Here is a 21465-nt window from a genome sequence, read left to right on the forward strand (position 1 = left end):
TGATTCACAGCGAGGATGAGGATGAAGGATTTAGGGATCAGGGGTTTGGGGTTGGGGGTAATGATTGCCCTCCTTTCTAATTCAGTCGCACAGGGGCAATTGTTGCCGGATCAGACGTTGGGGGGGGAAAGCTCGCGCATTGTTCCCCTGTGTGCAACGGTGGATCAGATTCAAGGGGGGGCGATCCGGGGGATGAACCTGTTCCACAGTTTTGAGGCTTTTAATGTGGAGGCGGGGCGGGGGGTGTTTTTCCAAAACCCGGAGGCGATCGCCAATATTCTCACCCGTGTTACGGGGGGCGATCCCTCTCGCATTTTCGGGACGTTGGGGGTGTTGGGGGATGCGAATTTATATCTGATTAACCCCAATGGGATCATTTTTGGAGAGCAGGCCCAACTTGATATTCGCGGTTCTTTTTTCGCCACAACCGCCGCGAGTATTCCTTTGGGGGAAGAGGGCCTGTTTAGTGCGACGCAGCCGGAAATGAGTAATCTCATTGCCGTTGATCCCGGTGCGCTGTTTTTGAATCAATTGGCCCAGCAAAGCCGGATTGAGAATCGTTGAGCGTTGCAGGTGGGGGGGGATCTCACTTTGGCGGCGGGACAGTTGGATCTAGAGGGGCAGTTACGGGCCGGGGGAAATTTAACGCTTCAGGGTGGGGAGGGGTTAAAGATTCGCGATACGGTGGATCAGCCGTTTTTAGCCGTTGCGGGCCAGAATTTAACCCTGGAAAGTCAGCACATTGATATTTTCGCCCTCAATCATGGGGAGAGTGAAATCGTGGCGGGGGGGGATTTGGTGCTGCGATCGCCCCTCCCGGTGTTAGGCGATGCCCATTATTTTGCCGGGGGCAATTTCCGCATTGAGGAGCCGGGGGGCGAGTTGGGTCAGTTGGAAAGCCCCAATGATCCGGTGATTCGGGCGCGGGGGGATGTGAGTATGGCAGGCTATACAGGGGCCTCGCTCCATATTCTCGCGGCGGGTAATGTGACAATCCCCGGCACGATTCGGATTACCGGAGCAGATTTTGTCAACGGTTTAATCGAAACGGTGACGCTTTCCGATGGTTCAACGCTGAATATTAACGGCAAGACTCAGCCCACCCTCGATATTCGCGCCGGGATGAATTTGGGAGCGATCGCCTCCACCATTAACCCCGGCAGTCTAGCAACGATCAGTAATCCCAACAATCCCCAAGGCTCAAACATCACCCTCGGCACTGTGACCGGAGAAGGTGGATTGTTTGGAGATCCTATTCAAGTGTTTTTAACCAATCAATATCAAGCCAATGCCAATTTACCGGCGGGCAATATCACGGTGAATAGTATCAGCACCAGTACGGGATCTTTTAGCTTCTCCTCTGCTGGCAATATCACCATCGATAGCCGGGGAAATCTCAACGTCACAACATTGAGTACAGATTCTTTTTTTGAAGGTGCGGGCAATATGCGCTTGATTGCCCAAGGCAATACCAACGTTGGCACAATCAATGCTAGTTCTGGTTTCAGTGATGCGGGAGATGTGAATATTACCGCTCAGGGAGATATTGCGATCGCCAATTTGAGCGAGGTTTCCAGTGGGTTCACCACAGGAGGAAACCTAAAACTCACTGCTGGAGGGTCAGTCCAAACAGGAGAAATTGATCTGTTCGGCTTTGGTGGGAATGGTGGAACTTTAGACATCCAGGCAGGCAGCAACATTACCACTCAAAAAATTGATGGACTGACCTCCGGCGGAATAGGGGCAATGGTAACGATGCAAGCCGGGGGTGCAATCAATGCGGCAGCGATTGATACGTTTTCGAGAAATATTCAAGGGGGCAATGTTGAATTGCGAGCGGCGGGCAATATCAATGTCACTCAAATCAACCGCCTCAGCGAGGCGACTGATCCCAACTTTTTTGTTCAAAACGGCAACATCACCCTCAACAGCACCCAAGGCGGCATCAATGCCGGCCCCCTCTTTAGTAGCGCCACCCAAACCAATGGCGGCAACGTCGTAATTACCGCCCGCAACACCGTCACCACAGGAGGAATTGCTGCCTTTGGCACTGGTGTTAATCGCTCCGCTGGGGAAATTAATATCCACACAACCCATGGAGATTTGAATCTCAGTAGTGGCGAATTAAATACCGGCGCAGGAACCAATAGTCGAAACGGTGGGGAGATTAGCCTCAGGAGCGATCGCGGCAACATCAACTTAGGATCCATGAATACCTCCGGCGGCCTCAACGGCGGCGGCGGCAATGTCACCGTCCAAGCCGGGGGAGCCGTCACAATGCTACGGGAAGAAATTTTTGGCCAAACCCGTGGCCCTGCCCAAGCAGGCAATGTCGTGATTGAGGCCGCAACCTTTCGATTAGCCGAAGGCGCAAGAATCACCTCCAGTACAAGGGGGGCTGGCAATGCTGGGAATATCCGGATCAACACCAGCGGCGCAATCAACCTAGATGGAACGCTGACCAATGGCAACAACGCCGCAATTTTCAGCAATGCTATTGCGGGATCTACCGGCCAAGGGGGGATCATCACCCTCGAAGGCAGCACCATCGCCCTCAACAACGGAGCGCAAATTTCCACCAGTACCAATAGCTCCGGCAACGCTGGCAATATTAACTTGCGGGCAGGCGATCGCCTCATCATCCAAGGATCTAACGGCGCAATTTCCAGCGGCGTATTTAGTGAAGTCAATATCAATGCCAACAACGCCAGCGGCGGCGTTATCACCGCTAACGCCCCCATCATTACCCTCAACAATGGCGGCGTAATGACTGTCAACACCCGTGGCTTAGGGGATGGCGGCAGTATTATCCTCAATGGCCAAGAGATCACCTTTAGCGGCGTTGGGGCCAATGGCTTGAATAGTGGCTTGCTCAGTACTGTGCAACCCCTAGGCATTGGCAGTGGTGGCCAAATTCAAATCAACACCACCAACCTCAATATTTTCAATGGGGCGCAGGTCAATTCCCGCACCGAAGGCCGGGGCAATGCCGGGGTGATCGGCATTACAGCCGGGGGAAACACCACCATCAGCGGTGGGTTTCTTCTCAGTGATGTGGCCAGCAACGCAGTTGGTACGGGGGGCAATATTAATCTTCGTAGTGGCAACCTCGTCCTGACCAATCAAGGCAATATTTCCACCAATAGCCTTGCCACTGGTCGCGCTGGCAATATCACCCTCAACATCACCAATCGTTTCGACAGCAACAAGAGTTCCATCACTGCCACCTCCAGCCAATCTGGGGGCGGCGATTTAACTATTAATGCGCGGGATACCCGCCTGCGCAATGGTAGCCTGATCAGTACCAGCGTTTTTGATGGCACAGGCGGCGGCGGCAATATCAATATTGATTCCTATATTTTCATTGCCCTCGAAGATAGTGATATTCTCGCCAATGCCTTTCGGGGTGATGGGGGCAATATTCGCATTAATTCGGCGGCGTTTTTGGCGGATTTCTTCTCCAGTGGGGCGGCCTTTTTCGTCGGCAATACCGGCGATTTTAGTCAGTTTCGCGGCAATAATCGGGTGGATATTTCCGCCTCCTCTACCTTTGGCCGTAGCGGTCAAGTCTTTACCCCCGATTTTACCTTTTTACAAAACTCCCTCTCTGCTCTAGATGACCGTTTTGCCAATGTTGCCGATGCTTTGCGGGGCAGTTGCATCAGCCGCCAAAATGAGCAACAGGGTAGTTTTGTCGTCACCGGAACCGGGGGAATGCCGGTGAATCCCAATGATCCCCTCCAGGGACAGTATGGCGCAAGCCAGGTGCGATCGCTCGGCGAAAATATCACCACAATGCCCAGTCAAACCACTACCCCCACTCCCCAATGGCAACGGGGGCAAGCAGTAACAGAGGCGGCGGGGATTCTGGTGACACCCACAGGGGAAATGGTGCTAGCCACGGCTCCCCAATTGCGGGCGATGCAAACTGCTAATGCCTTGATCTGTACGGTAGATTAACCCTCCTAGTTCATCCGGGAGGCAAACCAAAAGGCTAAAATCACCGTACAGATGAAGAGAAAGGTGCAGAACAGATCTACCCAGGTGTGCCAGGTTTGGGAGTGAATCAGAGTCATTCCTGTGGGGGAGAAACTAGCTTAATGGTATCAGATTGGACTGATGATGATAGCAGTTTATGCGTTAAGGGCATGAACTCTAAACCCACAGCCTTCACCTACAATGGAGGGCAATGATCTTTCCCCTGTCAGCCATGCCCATTGTAAGCCTCCTCCCTGTATCTAGCTATGATGCTGATCTGCTGAGAGCGAAATTAGCGGAACTCCTCGCCCCCTTTGGCGGCATGGAGGCAATCGTGAAAAAGGGCGATCGCGTCCTCCTTAAGCCCAACTTACTCACCGGCAGCCGCCCCGGTCAAGAATGTATCACCCGCCCCGAACTGGTGGCTGTTGTGGCGGAAGCTGTGATCGCTGTTGGGGGGAAACCCTTTATGGGGGATAGTCCAGCTTTTGGAACCGCTAAAGGGGTGGCCCGTAGTAATGGGTATTTGCCGATGTTACAGGATTTAGGGATTCCCGTAGTGGAATTTCACGGCCAACGTTACGAGGTGGCTGCTGCGGAATTTAACCATCTCCGCCTCAGTAAAGAAGTAATGGATGCGGATGTGGTGATTAATCTGCCTAAGGTGAAATCCCATTGTCAACTGACCCTCACCTTGGGCGTGAAAAACCTGTTTGGTTGTGTGCCGGGAAAAATGAAAGCTTGGTGGCATTTGGAAGCGGGGAAAGATGCGGCCCGGTTTGGGGAAATGTTGGTACAAACCGCAGCGGCGATCGCCCCCAATTTAACAATTATTGATGGCATTATTGGCCATGAAGGCAATGGCCCCAGCGGCGGAGAACCTCGGCATTTGGGGATTTTGGGAGCAACAGATCAGGTATTTGCGGGCGATCGCGCTTTTGCTACGATCCTTGGTGTTGACCCCGATACCGTCCCCACCCTCGCCGCTGCCCAACGGTTAGGACTGACTCCCCCTTGGGAGGAAATTAGATTTCCCCACGCTCAACCGAAGGATCTGGCTATCTCTGATTGGCGGCTTTCTGATCATCTTGTGCCTATTGATTTCGGCGCACCCCGAATCTTAAAATCCACATTCAAACATCTTTATATTCGTTGGATTAAAGAACCCATTGCCGCCTATCGTCGGGGTTAATCGCAGGGAAAAAAGTGCTACCTTGAATAGATCACAACCGTTGAAATATGATGGAACTGCTGCACCGGATTCGCTGTTCTTTGCCTGTGGCGATCGCTCTCCTCTGTGGGGGAAGTTTACCGGCGATCGCCCAAACCGCTCAAACCACGATGCGCATTCTCACCATCGGCGATCTTCCCTATAGCGAAGCGGAAGAAGATGAGATGAATACGACGCTGCGCCGGGCGATCCAAACTGGAGAATTTCCCTTTGTAATCCACTATGGCGATCTGAAAAGTGGGGGTGAATCCTGCACCGATCGCCTCCTCACAATCCGCCGTAATGATATCTGGAACCTCCACCCCGGCCGGGTTTTTTATACCCCTGGAGATAATGAATGGACAGATTGCGATCGCCCCTCCCTCACCCAACGCTTTTCAGAACTGGAAAGACTCGCTTTTCTCCGTCAACTCTTTTTTAGCCAACCCCTGGATCTCCCCCCAGAATGGGACTATCAACAGCAGCCTTTATTCCCCGAAAATGCCCGTTGGCGACAGGGGGAAATACTATTCCTCACGCTCCATATTGTGGGAACCAATAATGGTCGCCACGAAATTTTATTAGATGATCCAGAGATGGCGATCGCCCAAGTGGAAGCCCGTGATCAAGCCAATCGCGTTTGGTTGCAAGCCGCCTTTGAAGATGCAACCCAAAAGCCCACCCGTGCTGTAATGATCACAACCCAAGCAGATCTCAGCGATGGTCATGGGGAAGAACCTTGTACTGCTAAAAACCCGACGGATTGCAATGGTTATCTCGCCCTCCGGACGCAACTCACCACGCTAGCATCCCAGTTTGAAAAACCCGTTTTATTGGTTCATGGTGACACAAATCCCTATTGTTTAGACCAAGGTTTTGGCGGTTCCCAAGCACCCAATCTTTGGCGGCTCAATGCTTGGGGCGATTTCCAAACCCCCACCGATGCTACTGAAATTTTGATCCAGCCTGATGATCAAGATCAACCTTTTGTTGTGGAAACTTTACTGCACCGGCAAAAGCCAACTGTAGGTTGTGAATGAGCTTCCTTGGTTCTGGGGTGAAAAATTTTTCGCCCCTACTTTTCCCTTGATTGGAAGATCAAGGTTGTAGGCCGTAGAAGAAAATGATTAAGGCTGGGGTGGCGAAGGTTTGGATGCAGGTGAGGGGCGCACCAATGCGGGTGAAATCAAAAAAGCGATAACCCCCTGGGCCATAAACCATCGTATTGGTTTGGTAGCCGATGGGAGTCATGTAACTGTTAGAAGCGGCAAACATTGCCGTAAACATAAAAGCAAAGGGGTTTAAGCCTAAGGTGTTGGCCACCGCCGCCGCAATGGGTAACATTAACAAAACCGATGCATTGTTAGAAAGGATTTCTGTTAATAATGCTGTTGATAAATAAAACATCACTAACAGCCAATACCCGGAAAAATTCCCCGAAAATACCAATAACTGATCTGCAATCCACTGCGTTGCCCCCGACTGCTCCATGGCTGTACCGAGGGGGATTAATCCCGCTAATAAAAAGATAATATCCCAACGCACTGCCCCATAAATTTCCCCCGGTTTTAAACAGCCTGTTAATACCATTAAAACAACACCCGCTAAAGCACTCACCAAAATAGGCATAATATCAAAAGCAGCCGTGAGGACAACGACGAGGCCGATAAGTATGGCGATCGCTGCTTTATTTTGGCGCATCATCTCCACATCTCGCTCTTCCAATACCAACAATTCCCGCGTTGTTTGTAACCCGATAAAACTCTGTTTTGGCCCCTGCACTAGCAGCACATCCCCAAACCGCAACGGCACACGACCAAACCGGCCCCGCACCACCTCCGCCCCCCGCCGAATTGCCAACACTGTTAAGTTATACCGCTGGCGAAACCGCATTTCCTTCAACGTTGTCCCCACGAGGCGAGAATTGGACATGATCAACACCTCAGCCATTTTCTCTTCCCCAGATTCTAAATCCGTGGTGAGCGAGTCCTTAAACTTAACATCGGGGAGAATATCTAAACCCTGTTGTTCACGAATTTTCAGCAACTCCTGCCGCGAGCTACGCACGACTAAAATATCCCCAATGCTGATCACTTTATCCGCTAAAGGGGGTGAAAATCTTGTCCCTTGGCGAATAATTTCCAACACATCTAAATCAAACTTGCGTTGAATTTGGCTAGCTTGGAGTGTAGTCCCCACCAGAATGGATTGTGGCGTGACTAAAACTTCCGTGACATAATCTTTCAAGTTGTAATCATCGACGATCAAATTACCGGCGGAAGACTTGCGATCGGGCAAAATCCGGGGCGCGAAAATGGTCAAGTATGTTAAGCCAATGGCAAACACACAAAGACCCAACTGTGTAAACTGAAAAATGCTAAACTCACCATAACCAAGCTTTGCAGAAAGACCGCTGGCGAGAATGTTGGTTGAAGTACCAATTAGGGTCAGCATTCCTCCCAAAATAGAGAGGTAAGAAAGAGGAATTAAAACTTTAGAAACAGAGATTTTTTGCTGTTTGCACCAATCTTCAATAATTGGTAATAGGATCGCCACCACCGCAGTATTGTTTAAAAATGCAGAAATGGGGCCGACTAACAACCCCATGGCTAAAATTTGGCGGTTGGGACTATGGCCCCCCAAGCGGATCAGCAGTTTTTTAATAAACTGAATGGCTCCGGTTTTAGCAATGCCAGCACTGAGGATAAACATCGCCATCACGGTAATGGTAGCACTGTTGCCAAACCCCGCAATACCCTGTTCTGGAGTGACTAATTTTAAGACCATTAAGCTCACCATAATGATGATGGCAATCAGGTCAACGGGTAAAAGTTCTGTGATGAATAATAGTAAGGCTGCGGCAACAACAGCCAAGGTTAAAATCATATTCATGGGCATTGAATAATCCTCAGCATCCAGCGGGGGGGGTGATTTGATGATAGTCACAATACCAGGTGACGAAACGGGCTAAACCTTCGGCGAGGGGGGTACTGGGGCTAAAGCCCACATCCTGCCTCAGGTCTTCGACATCGGCATAGGTGCGAGGCACATCCCCCGGCTGCATGGGGAGCATATTTTTCACTGCCTTGCGCCCTAGACAGGTTTCGAGGATTTCAATCATCGTCATCAGTTCAACGGGCTGATGATTGCCGATGTTATAGACTTTGTAGCGGGCTTGGTTGGGGCCTTGGGGTTCAGGGATTTTCGCCATCACCCGCACAACGCCTTCAATTACATCGTCAATGTAGGTGAAATCCCGCTGCATTTGGCCGTGATTATAAACATCAATGGGGCGATCGCCTAAGATCGCCTCGGTAAATTTCCAATAGGCCATATCGGGGCGGCCCCAAGGGCCATAGACGGTGAAGAACCGCAGGCCGGTCATGGGAATATTGTAGAGATGGCTATAGCAATGGGCCATCAATTCGTTCGCTTTTTTGGTGGCGGCATAAAGGCTAACGGGGTAGTCCACATTATCCTCGACGGCAAAGGGAACTTTCGGGTTTTGGCCATAGACGGAACTAGAAGAAGCATAGACCAAATGTTCTATTTGCTGATGGCGACAGCCTTCGAGGATATTCACAAACCCCACGAGGTTACTATCTACATAGGCATGGGGGTTTTGGAGGGAATAGCGCACCCCGGCTTGGGCGGCGAGGTGGATAACGGTGGTGAAAGGGCGATCGCCAAACAACCGCACCATTCCCTCCCGATCCGCCAAATCCAAGGACATAAACTCAAAATTGGCATGAGGGCGTAACAGGGCCAACCGTGCTTCCTTCAAACTGACCGGATAATAAGCATTGAGATTATCCAACCCGATCACGGTTGTTCCAGGGGTTTGGAGCAATCGTTGGCAGAGATGAAAACCCACAAAACCCGCTGCTCCTGTAACCAAAATTGTCGTCATGGTGTTTTTAGATAAAATCCGCCTCATCAGATCATTGATGATGAGGTAGGGGCGAAAAATTTTTCGCCCCCACGCCCATTAATTCTACAACCCGATTACCGCTAATCCAGAAAGAGTGGACTTCCGTCCGCAATACGAACCTTAGGAACCAGCGGAACCCTTAGCCCGCGTGCCGAAATACACCTTACCCCGTTGGGAATCTAGGGTCAGGATTGCCCCTTCGCTGATTAATTCTGTCGCGTGCTTTAACCCGACAATCACCGGAATCCCCAACCGCAGACCAATCACCGCCGCATGGCTGGTGAGGCTGGATTCTTCCGTAATAATCCCCCCCGCTTTGCGGATCACATCCACATAATCCGCATTGGTGTGGGGGGCGACAAGGATTTCCCCAGGGCTGAAATTGCCAATCTCGCGGGGATTGCGCACGACCCGCGCCCGGCCAGTGACAGATCCTTCCCCAATGCCCACCCCTTCACCCAACACCGCCGTCACCACTTCCACCTTAATCAAATCCGTAGAGCCAGCCACCCCCTGCAATGTACCGGCGGTGAGGATCACCAGATCCCCATCATGGAGCAATTGCTTTTCCTGGGCCACATTCATCGCCGCCTGAAACGTTTGGCTCGTGGAGGGCAAATCTAACACCAACAACGGCCGCACCCCCCACACCAATTGCAACTGCCGCGCCACATCCACATGGGGCGTAACAGCCAAAATCGGGGTATGGGGGCGGAATTTGGAGACATTACGGGCGGTGGCCCCAGTTTTCGTCAAGGTCATAATTGCCGCTGCGTCCAACTGTTGGGCAATGTGGCTGACTGCGCCGGAAATGGCGTTAGGAATGGAACGTTGGGGATTTTTAAAGTGGCGGTGGGCGGGGGCTTCCTGTTCCACACAGAGGGCAATACGGGTCATCGTCGCCACCGCTTCCACGGGGTAATTACCCACGGCGGTTTCATTGGAGAGCATGATCGCATCGGTGCCATCAAGGATGGCGTTGGCCACATCAGAAACTTCGGCACGGGTGGGGCGGGGGCTGTTGACCATGCTATCGAGCATTTGAGTGGCGGTAATCACCGGAATCCCTAAACGGTTGGCGGTGGCGATCAGGCGCTTTTGATGGAGGGGAACCTGTTCAGCGGGGAGTTCTACGCCTAAATCCCCCCGCGCCACCATCACCCCATCACAGAGGGCGAGGATCGTGTCCATCTGCTCGATCGCCTCGTGTTTTTCGATCTTGGCAATCACCGGGACGGATTTGCCCGTACTGGCGATCAGTTCTTTAATTTCGAGAATATCCTGGGGCCGCTGCACAAAGCTGAGGGCGATCCAATCCACGCCTTGATCGAGGCCAAACATCAGATCCTTGCGGTCTTTTTCCGTTAAGGCGCTGACGGTGAGGGAAACATTGGGGAAATTCACGCCTTTATTATCGGAGAGTTTCCCCCCCACGACGACGCGACAATGGAGTTCTTTGGCGCTTTGATCCACCCCATCAACCACCATTTCCACCTTGCCATCATCGAGGAGAATCATTGCCCCTGGGGGAACTTCATCGGTGAGCTTGGGATAGCTGACGTAGGCAATTTCATGGGTACAGGGGACGGGATGACTGGTGAGGATGAAGCGATCGCCCTTATTCACCTGTACCGGCCCCCCCTCAAATTTCCCTAAGCGAATTTTCGGCCCCTGGAGATCCTGGAGAATCCCCACCGGCTGATCCAATTCAAAGGCGGTTTGGCGAATCAAACGCACTGCCCGATGATGATCCTCATGGGTTCCATGGGAAAAATTGAGCCGCAATGTGGTCGCCCCAGCCTCAATCAACTCCCGCAAGATCTCTGGCTTTAGGGTGGCAGGGCCAACGGTGGCAACAATTTTCGTCCGGCGCGGGGAAGGGTTCGAGCGGCTCACGCCAGCGGTTAGGGCATCAACGGGCAAGTCCATCATTGGAGGATTTTCAAGAAAAGAAGTTCAGCAGTTTACAAATCAAGGGAAGCCAGAGGGAAACATTCCACCCATAACCCGTTATGGTCGCATGAATTGACGGGCTTGCGCTAGAAAAGCCCTGTCTTAACCCGATGAAGCATGGCTTGGGGAAATAGTTGCCCCGGCTTGGAGCAATGCCGTCGCTTCTTGGGCATTGACGGGGCGGGAGAAAAGATAGCCTTGGCCCAGTTCACATTCCAGGGCTTGGAGCCATTGCAACTGTTGCGGGGTTTCAATGCCTTCGGCGATCGCCTGTAACTCCAAAACATTACTGAGGGTAATAATTAATTCCGCAATCACCTGGTTTTTCGACCCTGCCTGCATCTGTTGGACAAAGGTGCGATCAATTTTGAGAAAATCTAAGGGCAATTGGTAAAGATAGCTGAGGGAAGAATACCCTGTGCCAAAGTCGTCAATACTAATTTGAATCCCTTTTTCGCGAATTTGGGTCAATAGCGCACAAGTCCCCGCCACATTTTGCACTAACATACTTTCGGTAATTTCTAAGGTGAGATCTTCACAGCGAATCCCGGTCGTTGCAATCACTTCGTTAATTTGCTGGATTAGAATTGATTCTTGCAGTTGCTTCAGGGATAAGTTAACGCTCATTTTAAGACGGTAGGCAAATTGTGCTTGCCATTGGGCCAGTTGTTGGCAGGCGGTGGCGAGAATCCAAGCCCCAATGGGAATAATTAAGCCGGTTTCTTCCGCCATGCTGATGAATTGATCGGGGGGAATCATGCCCCGGCTAGGGTGTTGCCAGCGGACAAGGGCTTCAAAGCCAATGATTTTTTGATTGGCTAAAGAGACAATCGGTTGATAAAACAGGAGTAACTGCCCCCGTTCTAGGGCTTTGCGGAGATCATTTTCCAGTTGCAAGCGGTTAATAACTTGCAAATGCATGGCGGGGTCAAAGAGGGCATAGCGCGATCGCCCCCCCAATTTAGCCCGATACATGGCAATATCTGCGTTGCGGATCAAATCATCAGCTTTCAGTAATGTGCGATCCCAAAGGGCAATGCCAATACTGGTGCTGATGAAAATATCCCGATCCCCAAACAGGAGGGGCGATCGCAGGTTACTGAGAATCTGCTCCGCCAGATTAATTGCCGTTTCAATCCCCTCTAAATTCTCCAAAAGAATGATAAATTCATCTCCCCCTAAGCGAGACACAAAATGGTTCGGCTCCATCAGTAATTGCAGTTGATTGGCAATGGCCACTAACAACTGATCCCCCATCAAATGCCCCAGGCTATCGTTAATTACTTTGAACTGGTCTAAATCTAAAAACAACACCGCAAACAGAAAATCACTATTTTCCTTGGCCCGCAATTCCGCCTGGCCTAACCGCTCCATGAGGAAACTACGATTGGGCAACCCTGTCAAGGCATCATGGTGGGCATCATAGCGGAGTTGCTCCTCAATTTTAATCCGATCACTCACCTCTCGGGATGTGCTTTGAATATGGCGAATCTTGCCCTGCTCATCTAAAAGGCATTTTGTAAAGGTTTCTAGCCAAATATAATGGCCAGATTTTTTACAAATGCGGTAGGTAATCGGAATCGGTTTTCCGGCGGGATAGGGTCGGCAAAAGGCGTTTTTCACCCGGTCTTGATCTTCAGGATGACAAAAGTGATAAAAGTTTCGTCCGAGGAGTTCATTGGGATGGTAGCCCAACATCAAAATGCTGGAGGGGGTTACATAGAGATAATGACCCTCTGGGCCATGGATACAGACTAAATCGCTCATATTTTCAGAAACAAGGCGAAAACGAGCTTCACTTTCCGCCAGGTTAAATTCTGCCCGTTTGCGATCGCTAATATCATCGACAATGCCCACCATTAACTGTACCGGCGATTTTTTTTGCAGATTTTCAATCCGGGAGCCGGTGATCTCCACCCAAATTTGTGAGCCATCTTTACGGATATAGCGTTCTTCTTGAATAAAGGAGTGGGAAATACCCATCATGATGTCAGCCAATTGTTGACTATTTTGTTGGCGATTTTTGCCATCGGTGAGATCGAGCCAATGCATTGTTTGCAGTTCTTCAGGACTGTAGCCGGTAATTTCACAATATTTGCGATTCACCCGCAGCAACTGCCCTTGGGCATCACAAAAAATAATCCCCACCCGCACCTGTTCAAAGAGGGAACGGAACAACATTTCACTTTCTTGTAATGCAGTTTCTGCTTGCTTGAGGGCCGTGATATCCCGTCCCACCGACTGCACTTCAATTAATTCCCCTTGGGCATTAAAAATGCCCTGATTGAGCCATTGCGTCCATCCCTCTTCGCCCCCTCGACGGCGATCGCGGTTGACGGCCATAAATGTGGGCTGATCTGGGGTGAGTTGAGACAGTCGTTTTAGGGTTTGTTCTTGGCTTAAATCATCAGTATTGGCAAAGTTAATCCATTGCAGCCCCAAAATTTCCTCTAACGTGACTCCGAGCATTTGGCAGAGGGATTCATTGGCAAAGGTAATGGTGGTATCAGGGAGCGATCGCAGCAAAAAATCCGTTTGGGATTGCACCATCTGGCGATAGCGGTATTCACTTTGTTGCAATGCCAATTCGGCGGCATGGCGTTGGACTTCAACACGGTGGCGATCGCTCACGTCCAAAATCAATGTATCCCAAATCACATCCCCATTTTCATAACGCTGAGGTCGGCCAGCGGCTTCGAGCCATTTTAATTGCCCGGAGGGGGTCATAATTCGCCATTGCCAAGACCAGGGTTCAAGGGTCTGAGCGGAATCCTGAACCGATTGCCACAAGCCCGGTAGGTCTTCCCCATAAACCATCTCCCACAGAATTGAGGCATCATCAACCACAGTTGCCAATTCCACTTCCCACAGATCTTTACAACCGGAACTCATGTAAATGACCCCATTGGAGCCATCGGGGTGTAACACATAGCGAAAAATCGCCCCTGGTACGTTGGCAGCCATATTTTGAAACCGGGCTTCACTTTCGCGCAGCGCCTTTTCCACCTGTTGACGTTGGCGGATTTCCCGCCTTAACAACTGATTCCAAGCCAAACTTGCCAGTAAGCCTGCAATGGGTACAATCAGAATCAAATACAGTAAGAACTCTTGCACTGTTAGTTTAACCTTCGCATCCTCTGGTTCTAGCCATCGGGTTAATGCTTGATAATAGACTGACGTTTTATCGGTCTTAAGTTTTTTAATATAAACGTCTAGGGTATGAAGGTGTTCAAGATTTCCCCCTTTGGCGGTAATAAAATGCAACTGGGAGGATTCCACTAGAATATTCGTGGGAATCAGTCCATAATCATGCTTAAACTGCGCCCCAAAAAAGCGGTTTACAACTCCCGCATCCACCGAACCATCGGCAATCAAGGCAAACACCTGGGAAAAATTCTCCACCTCGACCAATTCCGGGGCCACATCAAACATTTCCGCCCGTGCTTGGAGCATATTTTTTTGAATACTGCCTTGAAGCACCGCAACCCGCTTGCCATCGAGATCCAACAGGGAATTGAGGGGCTGATCCTGATCTGCATAAACCACCGACCAACTGGCGAGCACCACTTCTTCGTTAAAGGCAAAACGGCGATCGCGCTCCGGGGAATAGGCCACATCCATCATTAAATCCAGTTCCCCCTGCTCCACGGCCTTGAGGCAAGCTTCCCATTCACAGGGGATATATTCCAGTTGCCAGGCCTCGGCGGCGGCGATCGCCTCCAGGAGATCGACCCAAAACCCCGCCGGTTCCCCGTTGCCGTTGCGGAAAATTTTCGGCTCATTTTGATAAATGCCCACCAGGATTTTATCCTGCGTGCCTGGTACAGCAGTGGCATGATTAGGGAAGGATAGGCCCAGAAACAGGCCTAAACTGGAAAGGATCAAGAGCGATTTCATCATTGCAAAACCAAGGTGAAATCAAGTGATTGCAACGATCCGGAGCAACGGCAAATTGGCAAAGGTTACTCTATCCTAACCTTTGTTGCTCAGGAATATTGGCAAGATTTGAGTAAAAATTAAGGGGAGAAAACCCCCCCTGGTATGGCTACCGTTTATACACATCTTAGTCCCTCACTCCCTCCGCCGCAGTCAACACTTGAGAGATATGAATCAGCCGTAGGGTATGGAAAGGGGGGAGGTGGGGGAAACTGCCGAGTATCGTTAGAAATCTCGGTCGATACTGCCCGCAAAAATCGGCTCAACCCGGATTGCTGCGACACAACTGGGACGCAGGACCATATATTCCCCTTGAATATTTTTAATCGGGACATTGATAAAGCCGGTTTCATCGGCTTTGGGCTGGAGTTCCGTGCTGTACCATTTTTGGAAATCTTGAATGGTGGGAAAGCGGACTTCTTCTCGATGCCCCGTCGTCAACATGATGTGAATGGCAAACTCATCGGGCTTACGCGACATATCCTTAGGATCTCCTCACTACGATTGCGTGGTTGGCCCTTATTTTAATGGGCAAGTTCCCTTTCCGAACGGCTAATGCTCAAGAGGTTGAAACGGGCCAGGGTGGTTTCGAGCCAAGGAGTGAGGAGGGCGGCGGTGGCGGCTCCTGGGGGGATGATCAGCGTTTGGGGGTTGGGGAGGTGATAGGGGAGAGGGCCGTCGGTGGTTTGGACGGTGAGGATTTGGCCGGGACGTTTTTGGGCGATCGCATAGCCCAACTCCAAACTCACTAAGGGATCAACCCTCCCCTCCGGCGTGAGATCAGCAATCCACACCAAGCTTTTACGAATTTGCCGCAGATGGGCGGGGCTGATTACCCCAACGGGGCGGGGGGCCAGTTTTAACGTCAGGGGCAGGCGCGATCGCCGGTTGAGTTCCTCTAAAATTTCCCCCAAGGCCCCCACCAGTTCCCCCTCTGGCTCGGCGGTACTCACCAACACCACTGGGTCAAACCGGGCGTTAATATCCTGCTTCGTGAAATAAATTTCCTGGGAAAGCAGATCCAGGTTGGCGATCGCATACCCTCCACTGCCTTCGATATAAAACAGCACCTCCGCCCCTTCTAGATAAGCCTCAAACCAAGCCGCCCCCTGCACCATTGCCCCATCATCCAGGAAATCCGCCCTCAGTCCCGATTTCAGCAAGCTATTGCGGTTGAGCCGGAGATCCTGGGGACGTTGGATCACCTCGCTTAGGGGTTCATAGCCATCCAAATACCAAGCCTTCAGTGGAATAATCGCCATTGTCCCCCCTTAACAGACACCTGTACTAAATTAAGGCTTTGATCCTAGCATTTTTCCCCCACCTCCCTCAATCCTGTGATAAATTTTGACGAAATTGATCGGCAATCCGGTTGTAGATTCGGGATCAGGAGAGTTTTGCCTGGGTAGGGCGATCGCCCAAGCGCCGAAAGGGGCAAAAATTTCTCCGGAGCATCAACAATTTTGGTGAAAATTACTATAATTGAGCAAACCCTATCCCCCTTACCATGGATCGCATCGCCCTTTTTGGAACCAGCGCCGACCCCCCCACCGCTGGCCACCACACCATTCTCCGTTGGTTGGCCAGCCATTATGATCACGTCGCTGTCTGGGCCGCCGATAACCCCCTCAAACCCCAGCAAACCCCTTTAGATCATCGGATGATGATGTTGGATTTGGTGGTGCAGGATATCCAATGGCAATATCCCCATGTGATCTGCTATCCCGATCTGAGCCAACCCCGCACGCTCCACACCCTCGAGCGGGCGCGGCAACGCTGGCCCCACCCCATCGCCTTCGATCTCGTCATTGGCTCCGATCTGGTGGGCCAACTCCCCCGTTGGCATCGCATTGGCGATCTGTTGGCCCAGGTGCGGCTGCTGATTGTGCCGCGTCCCGGCTACGACATTGAGCGGGAGGATTTAGCGGCCCTCCAGGAACTGGGGGGAGATTATCGAGTTGCCGACCTTGACCCCCCCGCCGTATCCTCCAGCCATTACCGAGAAAGGGGCGATCGCACCCTGATCACCCCCCCCGTCGCCGCCTACATTGCCCAACAGCAACTCTATGCCTCCTGAAGGATCAGTACAATGGGCGTTGTTTACTCCTGCGAGCATCCCCTATCCATGAGTTCCGTCGCTCCCTTGGCTGCGTTTAAAGTCGGCGTTGATAACGTGATTTTTTCCGTTGACCCCGCCCAAAATCGTCTCTTTGTGCTCTTGGTTAAACGCCTCCACGCCCCCTACGATGGCCAATGGAGCCTCCCCGGAACCCTCGTACGCGAAGGGGAATCCCTGGAATCCGCAGCCCGGCGCATTCTCCAAGAAAAAATCAAAGTTCATCACCTTTATCTAGAGCAGCTTTACACCTTTGGCGATCCCGGCCGAGATCCTCGGGAAACCACCAGGCAAACCCGTTACCTTTCCGTCAGCTACTTCGCCCTCGTCCGCAAAGAAGAAGCAGAACTGATCACCCATGAGGGAGGCATGACCGCTTGGTTCACGATCCAAACCGTCGAAAGCCTCGCCTTTGATCACCATCAAATCCTCACCTATGGCTACCGTCGCCTCCGCAACAAGCTGGAATACAGCCCCATAGCCTTTGAAGTTCTGCCGGACGTTTTTACCCTCAACGAGGTCTATCAACTCTACTGCACCGTCTTGGGGGAAAATTTTGCCGACTACTCCAACTTTCGGGCCCGCTTGTTAAAATTACAAATCCTGACCGACACCGGGGTAAAGGTTTCCCGGGGAGCGGGGCGACCCGCTAGCCTCTACCGTTTCGATCGCCGGGCCTTTGAGGCCCTGCGCCATAAACCCTTAGTATTTGTGTGATTCTACGCAGAAAAACAGGATAAAGATGCTGAAATCACAACAGATCACGAAGGATTACCGGGAAATTCAGCCAATTTGCGTAGGATAAAGATAGGAACACAATCGCAAGGAATGGGGTATGGCGGCAAAAATTCTGGTGGTGGATGATGAACCCACAATGCAGGTCTTGGTTCAAAAATCCTTTCGGCGCAAAATCCGCAAGGGGGAACTTGAGTTTCTGTTCGCCAACAATGGTGTAGAAGCCCTGGCCCAGATCGATGCCCATCCCGATGTGGATGTGATGCTCACCGATATTAATATGCCGCGCATGGATGGGTTGACCCTCCTCGACCACCTTTCCCAGCGTGGCTCCCCCACTCCGAAAACCGTCGTGATCTCTGCCTATGGGGATTTTGGCAATATTCGCACCGCCATGAACCGGGGGGCCTTTGACTTTCTCACCAAACCGATTAATTTTGACGACCTGGAAATTACCCTAGAGCGAACCCTAGAGCATGTGGTGCAACTGCGGGAGCGCAATGAGGCCCTCCGGAAAAGTGAGGCCAATAACCGCGCCATGCTGATGGCGATCCCCGATTTGCTGATCCGGATTAACCGGGAGGGGGTTTATCAAGAACTGCGCAATACGGAGCAGGTGCGCCTCTATAACCGGGCCATGACGGTGGTAGGAAGTCGGATTCAGGACGTGTTACCGCCGGATCTTGCGGCTCAATGGTTGACCATGGCCCAGGCTGCCCTGGAAACGGGAGAGGTGCAACTCCATGAATATGCCCTAGAAATTGAAGGGGAATTGCAATACGAAGAGGCGCGGATTGTGGTGACGGGGGAAGATGAGGTGTTAATTATGGTGCGGGATATTAGCGATCGCAAACAGGCCGAAGTGGCCCTCAATGCCGCCAAGGAACTCGCGGAAACGGCTAACCGGGCGAAAAGTGCTTTCCTGGCCAGCATGAGCCACGAACTCCGCACCCCCCTCAATGCCATCCTCGGTTTTAGTCAACTTTTGGGGGGGGATCAATCCCTTTCCCTGGGCCAGCGGGATAATTTGTCGATCATTAAACGCAGTGGGGAACATTTACTGAGTTTAATTAACGATATTCTCGCCATGTCGAAGCTAGAAGCTGGGCAAATCAAGGTCAATCTGATGCCCTTAGATTTACGCAATCTCCTTCAATCGGTCTATGAAATGCACCGCCCCAAGGCCCAGAAAAAAGGGTTAGATCTCCAATTAGCCATCAGTGATAATTTACCGCCAGCGGTACGCAGTGATGATAGCAAACTGAGGCAGATTTTTAGTAATTTGATTGGCAATGCGATTAAGTTTACCGATGTGGGTCGGGTGGTCATTCGTGCTCAAAGTGAGCCAGATCCCCATAATGTTAACTGCACGCTTTTCCAGCTTACCGTTGAGGATACCGGCCCTGGCATCCAAGCCGATGAAATTAATTTATTGTTTGAACCCTTTGTTCAGTCCAGTAGTGGCCATAAATCCACGGAGGGTACAGGGTTGGGCCTTTCCATTAGTCGGGAATATGTGCAGTTGCTGACGGGGGAAATTCATGTTGATAGTGAAGTGGGCCAGGGATCTCGGTTTACTGTCATTCTTCCCCTTGAAGTTTGTGGGGTGGAAAGTTTGGCGATCGCCACCCCTGATATTTTAACCACAGATATCCCGGCAGATTTACAAATTGAAGAATCCATAGAAGATAACGTCCATTTAGAAACGCTCTTAACCGTTGAAGATTTTGTGGGTTTACCCCTCCCTTGGCTCACCCAACTCCACCAAGCCGCCCTCACCATTGATCATCAAATTATTCTTGAACTACTAGAGGAGATCTCAGCAACCCATAGCAGCTTAGGGGAGAAAATCAATAAGCTCATTGATAATTTCCGTTTTGATCTGATTTTGGAGCGGTTGCATGATTGCGATCCACAACGGTTTTAACCAAAACTTGAACTAAAAATGATAGGGGTGAGGGATCGTTCACCCCTAAGGGTTAAAGGGTTCTACGCCTTGGCAATCCAGTTCCTGCAACCGTTGGGCCACGGTTTGGCCGGTGTGGGGATGTTGCCAATGGGGGGCGATGTCGGCGAGGGGGACGAGAACGAAGGCCCGATCGCCCATGCGAGGATGGGGCAGGGTTAAATGGGGCAAGTCTAAAATGCGATCGCCATAGAAGAGCAAATCTAAATCCAGCGATCGCGGCCCCCATCGTTCCCGCCGCACTCGTCCAAATTGCTGTTCAATGCGCAAAAGCTGGCCTAAAACCGCTTCAGGATCGAGGGCCGTTTGTAATAATGCACAACCATTGAGATAGTCCGGTTGGGGTGGCCCGACCGGCGCGGTGCGATACCAGGGGGATGTGGCGATCACGGTCATGCCCTCGGTTTGGGCTAAAGCCAAGATGGCCCCCTGGAGAATTTGAGCAGAATCGCCAAGATTGCTACCCAGGGCGATCGCCGCTGTTACTTCCATTCCGGATGCTCGCTACCCGGAGCCAAGGCCCCCAACTGATTAATCTGCTCAATCATTTGGATTAAACGAGCCGTATCCCGTTGGTTGAATTCCAAGAGCAACCGGGGTAAAGGGTGGGTTTCGTCGGGTTTTTCCAGGGGTAAAGCCGCACTTTTAACGATCTCGCCGCCCACCAAAATATCGCTAAACTCCTCGTTTAAGGCTGCGACGGCCCCATCACTTAACTCGCTGGTGAGGCGCATCACCAAGGTTCCCTCTACATAGCGGCTGGAATGGTAAACCCGGTAAAACTGGCTAATGATCCCACAGGCGACATCGAGATCATCGGTGATTTTGTAAATCTTGGGATCATTAGGACTCACCAAACCCTCCCGCAACAGGTGTTCTCGAATATGCTGATCTAAAGAATTCCAATAATCGCTGCCCGGTTCATTGATCAGCACAATCGGGGCGGGGCCATATTTGCCCGTTTGCAAGAGGGTCAAACTTTCAAAAGCTTCATCCAATGTGCCAAACCCCCCCGGAAAGAGGGCGATCGCATCACTTTCCCGCAGGAAAAAGAGTTTCCGGGTGAAGAAGTATTTAAAACTCATCAGCTTCTCATCCCCGGCAATGTAGGCATTGGCCCCCTGCTCAAAGGGGAGACGAATATTCAACCCAAAGGAATGCTCCCGGCCTGCTCCCTCATTGCCAGCGGCCATAATCCCATCCCCGGCTCCGGTAATCACCATAAAGCCCAGTTGGCTCATGCGTTGGGCAAAATCCACCGCCATTTTATAAATCGGCTTCTCCGCCGGAGTCCGGGCAGAGCCAAAAATGCTCACTTTCCGTACATGGCGATGGGGGTAAAACATTTGAAAGCCCCCCTCTAAATCCTCCATGGCAGCGGCGAGGATCTTCCAATCGAGGCGGTCTACATCTTCATGGGTGAGGCGGGTGAGTACATTTAAAGCTCGCTCAACGTGTTTTTGATGTTGAACTTCCCCCCAGCCGTTGATCAGCGTTTGTAGAGCTTGGGCCAGATCGTTAGGGCAGGGTGAGGAGGCAGGTGTAGCCATGATAACCAGTGAATTGGGGGTTATCTATTTTAACGGAATTCTGGGCCTGCGATCGCAAATGCCTTCGCTCAGGGGAACGAAGGCAGAATT

Annotated in this window: 16 protein-coding genes; 7 read left to right on the forward strand and 9 right to left on the reverse strand. The window is 51.4% G+C overall.

What is annotated here, in order from left to right:
- The first annotated feature begins 21 nt into the window (after positions 1 to 21).
- Positions 22 to 564, forward strand: a complete 543-nt coding sequence (locus VB712_RS01270) for a filamentous hemagglutinin N-terminal domain-containing protein (RefSeq protein ID WP_323251321.1) — start codon at positions 22 to 24, stop codon at positions 562 to 564.
- A gap of 9 nt (positions 565 to 573) precedes the next feature.
- Positions 574 to 3960, forward strand: a complete 3387-nt coding sequence (locus VB712_RS01275) for a hypothetical protein (protein WP_323251323.1) — start codon at positions 574 to 576, stop codon at positions 3958 to 3960.
- Positions 3961 to 3965: 5 nt separating this feature from the next.
- On the opposite strand, the gene VB712_RS20325 is transcribed toward VB712_RS01275, so the two are convergent.
- Positions 3966 to 4076 carry a delta-aminolevulinic acid dehydratase gene (locus VB712_RS20325; RefSeq protein WP_416236218.1) on the reverse strand — a complete coding sequence of 37 codons (111 nt, stop codon included), beginning with the start codon at positions 4074 to 4076 and terminating at the stop codon, positions 3966 to 3968.
- A gap of 134 nt (positions 4077 to 4210) precedes the next feature.
- Here VB712_RS20325 and VB712_RS01280 point away from each other — a divergent pair, with 134 nt between their 5' ends.
- Together VB712_RS01280 and VB712_RS01285 are read left to right on the forward strand one after the other, a co-directional pair.
- Positions 4211 to 5170: a DUF362 domain-containing protein gene (locus VB712_RS01280; RefSeq protein ID WP_323251324.1), complete on the forward strand. Its 960-nt coding sequence runs from the start codon at positions 4211 to 4213 to the stop codon at positions 5168 to 5170.
- A 50-nt stretch (positions 5171 to 5220) separates the two neighbouring features.
- Positions 5221 to 6228, forward strand: coding sequence for a hypothetical protein (locus tag VB712_RS01285; RefSeq protein WP_323251325.1), 1008 nt, complete (start codon positions 5221 to 5223; stop codon positions 6226 to 6228).
- A gap of 58 nt (positions 6229 to 6286) precedes the next feature.
- Here VB712_RS01285 and VB712_RS01290 read toward each other — a convergent pair whose 3' ends face one another.
- The 6 genes from VB712_RS01290 to VB712_RS01315 all read right to left on the reverse strand — a co-directional run bounded on the left by VB712_RS01290 (position 6287) and on the right by VB712_RS01315 (position 16270).
- Positions 6287 to 8086 carry an SLC13 family permease gene (locus VB712_RS01290; protein WP_416236219.1) on the reverse strand — a complete coding sequence of 600 codons (1800 nt, stop codon included), beginning with the start codon at positions 8084 to 8086 and terminating at the stop codon, positions 6287 to 6289.
- A 10-nt stretch (positions 8087 to 8096) separates the two neighbouring features.
- Positions 8097 to 9098, reverse strand: coding sequence for an NAD-dependent epimerase (locus VB712_RS01295; RefSeq protein WP_323251329.1), 1002 nt, complete (start codon positions 9096 to 9098; stop codon positions 8097 to 8099).
- Positions 9099 to 9239: 141 nt separating this feature from the next.
- A complete protein-coding gene (pyk, locus tag VB712_RS01300; RefSeq protein WP_323251331.1) occupies positions 9240 to 11048 on the reverse strand; it encodes a pyruvate kinase in 1809 nt (602 codons plus the stop codon).
- A 126-nt stretch (positions 11049 to 11174) separates the two neighbouring features.
- Positions 11175 to 14969, reverse strand: coding sequence for an EAL domain-containing protein (locus VB712_RS01305; RefSeq protein ID WP_323251333.1), 3795 nt, complete (start codon positions 14967 to 14969; stop codon positions 11175 to 11177).
- 264 nt (positions 14970 to 15233) lie between these two features.
- Positions 15234 to 15488 carry a hypothetical protein gene (locus VB712_RS01310; protein ID WP_323251336.1) on the reverse strand — a complete coding sequence of 85 codons (255 nt, stop codon included), beginning with the start codon at positions 15486 to 15488 and terminating at the stop codon, positions 15234 to 15236.
- Between the two features lie 44 nt (positions 15489 to 15532).
- A complete protein-coding gene (locus VB712_RS01315) occupies positions 15533 to 16270 on the reverse strand; it encodes a hypothetical protein (protein WP_323251338.1) in 738 nt (245 codons plus the stop codon).
- 245 nt (positions 16271 to 16515) lie between these two features.
- On the opposite strand from VB712_RS01315, the gene VB712_RS01320 reads away from it, so the two are divergent.
- The 3 genes from VB712_RS01320 to VB712_RS01330 all read left to right on the forward strand — a co-directional run bounded on the left by VB712_RS01320 (position 16516) and on the right by VB712_RS01330 (position 19786).
- Positions 16516 to 17085 (forward strand): nicotinate-nucleotide adenylyltransferase, encoded by a 570-nt coding sequence (locus VB712_RS01320; RefSeq protein WP_323251340.1) that lies wholly within the window; start codon positions 16516 to 16518, stop codon positions 17083 to 17085.
- A gap of 48 nt (positions 17086 to 17133) precedes the next feature.
- Positions 17134 to 17841, forward strand: coding sequence for an NUDIX hydrolase (locus VB712_RS01325; RefSeq protein WP_323251343.1), 708 nt, complete (start codon positions 17134 to 17136; stop codon positions 17839 to 17841).
- 118 nt (positions 17842 to 17959) lie between these two features.
- The gene (locus VB712_RS01330) at positions 17960 to 19786 is read left to right on the forward strand and encodes an ATP-binding protein (RefSeq protein ID WP_323251345.1); all 1827 of its coding nucleotides are present in this window, start codon (positions 17960 to 17962) and stop codon (positions 19784 to 19786) included.
- Between the two features lie 45 nt (positions 19787 to 19831).
- Here the strand turns inward: VB712_RS01330 and folK are convergent, their stop codons facing one another.
- Together folK and VB712_RS01340 are read right to left on the reverse strand one after the other, a co-directional pair.
- Positions 19832 to 20317, reverse strand: a complete 486-nt coding sequence (folK, locus tag VB712_RS01335) for a 2-amino-4-hydroxy-6-hydroxymethyldihydropteridine diphosphokinase (protein ID WP_323251347.1) — start codon at positions 20315 to 20317, stop codon at positions 19832 to 19834.
- Positions 20308 to 21375, reverse strand: a complete 1068-nt coding sequence (locus VB712_RS01340; RefSeq protein WP_323251349.1) for an LOG family protein — start codon at positions 21373 to 21375, stop codon at positions 20308 to 20310. Before VB712_RS01340 ends, folK begins: the two co-directional genes overlap by 10 nt.
- Positions 21376 to 21465 lie beyond the last annotated feature (90 nt).

The organism is Spirulina sp. CCNP1310, from assembly GCF_034932185.1.
Lineage (GTDB): Bacteria > Cyanobacteriota > Cyanobacteriia > Cyanobacteriales > Spirulinaceae > Spirulina.

Coding starts and splice junctions, on each gene's coding strand:
- VB712_RS01315 (WP_323251338.1), bottom strand. CDS start 16,270: ATGGCGATTATTCCACTGAAGGCTTGGTATTTGGATGGCTATGAACCC.
- VB712_RS01310 (WP_323251336.1), bottom strand. CDS start 15,488: ATGTCGCGTAAGCCCGATGAGTTTGCCATTCACATCATGTTGACGACG.
- VB712_RS20325 (WP_416236218.1), bottom strand. CDS start 4,076: ATGACTCTGATTCACTCCCAAACCTGGCACACCTGGGTAGATCTGTTC.
- VB712_RS01295 (WP_323251329.1), bottom strand. CDS start 9,098: ATGACGACAATTTTGGTTACAGGAGCAGCGGGTTTTGTGGGTTTTCAT.
- folK (WP_323251347.1), bottom strand. CDS start 20,317: ATGGAAGTAACAGCGGCGATCGCCCTGGGTAGCAATCTTGGCGATTCT.
- VB712_RS01290 (WP_416236219.1), bottom strand. CDS start 8,086: ATGCCCATGAATATGATTTTAACCTTGGCTGTTGTTGCCGCAGCCTTA.
- pyk (WP_323251331.1), bottom strand. CDS start 11,048: ATGGACTTGCCCGTTGATGCCCTAACCGCTGGCGTGAGCCGCTCGAAC.
- VB712_RS01325 (WP_323251343.1), top strand. CDS start 17,134: ATGAGTTCCGTCGCTCCCTTGGCTGCGTTTAAAGTCGGCGTTGATAAC.
- VB712_RS01340 (WP_323251349.1), bottom strand. CDS start 21,375: ATGGCTACACCTGCCTCCTCACCCTGCCCTAACGATCTGGCCCAAGCT.
- VB712_RS01305 (WP_323251333.1), bottom strand. CDS start 14,969: ATGAAATCGCTCTTGATCCTTTCCAGTTTAGGCCTGTTTCTGGGCCTA.
- VB712_RS01270 (WP_323251321.1), top strand. CDS start 22: ATGAAGGATTTAGGGATCAGGGGTTTGGGGTTGGGGGTAATGATTGCC.
- VB712_RS01280 (WP_323251324.1), top strand. CDS start 4,211: ATGCCCATTGTAAGCCTCCTCCCTGTATCTAGCTATGATGCTGATCTG.
- VB712_RS01330 (WP_323251345.1), top strand. CDS start 17,960: ATGGCGGCAAAAATTCTGGTGGTGGATGATGAACCCACAATGCAGGTC.
- VB712_RS01320 (WP_323251340.1), top strand. CDS start 16,516: ATGGATCGCATCGCCCTTTTTGGAACCAGCGCCGACCCCCCCACCGCT.
- VB712_RS01285 (WP_323251325.1), top strand. CDS start 5,221: ATGGAACTGCTGCACCGGATTCGCTGTTCTTTGCCTGTGGCGATCGCT.